Genomic DNA, 1,899 nt, shown 5'->3' on the forward strand with positions numbered 1-1,899 from the left:
GAGATTTCTGCGGCGCATGTGGCCGGGGTGTTGGGGTTGGCGGATGCGTGCCGGTTGGTGGCTGCTCGTGGCCGGTTGATGCAGGGGTTGCCGTCTGGTGGGGCGATGGCGGCGATCGGCTGCGGCGAGCAGGAGACCGTCCCGGTGCTGGCCGGGTATGGCCGGGTGGCGGTGGCGGCGGTGAACGCGCCTGGGTCGGTGGTGGTGTCCGGTGCTGCCGATCAGGTGGAGCAGGTGGTGGAGTGGGCGCGGCAGCAGGGGTATCGGACGCGGCGGTTGCGGGTGTCGCATGCGTTTCATTCGCCGTTGATGGAGCCGATGCTGGAGGAGTTCGCCGCGGTGGCGGCGTCGCTTGTGTTCCATTCGCCGACCGTGGCGCTGGTGTCGGGGGTGAGTGGGCGGCCGGCCGGGTCGCAGATCACCGAGCCGGGGTATTGGGTGGAGCATGTGCACCGGCCGGTGCGGTTCGCCGATGTGGTGACCACGCTGCGCGGGCAGGGGGTCGGCTGTTTCATCGAGGCGGGCCCGGACGCCCAGTTGGCCCCGATGATCGAGCAGACCCTCGCCCACCACGACCACGCCGGCGAGGAGCATTTGGGCGCGAGCGGTGGTGGGGACGGCGGCCCTGTCGAGGTCCGTGGTGGCGATGGCGGGCACGGGGTCGGCTACGACGACGGTGACACGACGGTGGTGGCGTTGCTGCGCCGCGACCGGGACGAGACCGCCCAACTGGTCGCCGGACTGGGCCAGGCGTGGACGTGTGGCACCGGCGTGGACTGGACCGCCTGGCCGTCCTGGACCACCGGAGCCGGAACGGCCGGACCGGCTGGGGCCCGCGTCGGCGATCTGGATCTGCCCACCTACCCCTTCCAGCGGCGGCATTACTGGCTGTTCCCCCCGGGCCGCCCGCAATCGGGTGGAGCCGCCGTCACCGACCGTCCTTCCGTGTTCGAAGTGGCCTGGCGGCAGTTGGGGCCGGCGTCGGTTCCCCTCGGTGCGGTGGCCCCCGGCGACATACTCGTCATCGATCCCACAGACGGCGCTGACGGAGCCCAGGGCGCTGGTGATGCGATCGATCGAGTACGGACCGCTCTGCGTACGGTCCTGACCGACCTGCACGGCTGGTTGGCCGAGGCGGACGCGCGGCCGGTAGTGGTGATCACCCGGGGTGCGTTGGCCGTGGCCGACGGCGAGGTTCCGGATTCGGCGCAGGCTGCGGTGTGGGGGCTGGTGCGGGCCGCTCAGTCGGAGGAGCCGGGCCGGATCACGTTGGTCGATCTGGAGCCGGGTGAGGGTTCGCTGGAAGGCGTGCGGGTCGCTCTCGGTTCTGATGGGGCGTCGGCGAGTGCCGTGCCGGCCGCGGTCGACGGCGGTGAGGAGCGTCTTGCGGGCGGTGTGCGTGCCGCGCTGGCTTGTGGTGAGCCGGAGGTCGCGGTGCGTGGCGACGCTTTGTGGGTGCCGCGGTTGTCGCATGTGAGCTCTGTCGACCCGGAGGGTGGAGCCTCCACGCCTGGCGGTGCTGGTCAGGCGGGCGGTGCGGATGCCGGTGAGGAGCCTGTGGAGGCTTGGCCGGTCGATGGGACGACGTTGGTCACTGGTGGTACCGGTGGGTTGGGTGCGTTGGTGGCGCGGCATCTGGTGGTCGTGCATGGGGTGCGGCATCTGCTGCTGGTCTCTCGTCGTGGCCTGGACGCCCCTGGGGCGGTCGAGCTGCGTGATGAGCTGGCCGGGCTGGGCGCCGAGGTTTCCGTCGCCGCTTGCGACGTGGCTGATCGGGACGCTCTGAGCGCTCTGCTGGGCGAGGTCGGTGGGGCGTGGCCGTTGCGTGCGGTGGTGCATGCGGCGGGGGTGGTGGATGACGGGGTGGTGTCGTCGTTGTCGGCTGGTCGGGTGGAGGCG

Annotated in this window: 1 protein-coding gene; it reads left to right on the forward strand. The window is 71.6% G+C overall.

All coding sequences use genetic code 11. The annotated features are described in order from the left end of the window. Positions 1-3: 3 nt before the first annotated feature. Positions 4-1,899 (forward strand): SDR family NAD(P)-dependent oxidoreductase (locus tag ACWEN6_RS40825; RefSeq protein ID WP_452577585.1); only part of this gene is annotated, 1,896 nt, incomplete at its 3' end.

The organism is Sphaerisporangium sp. NPDC004334 (assembly GCF_053602655.1).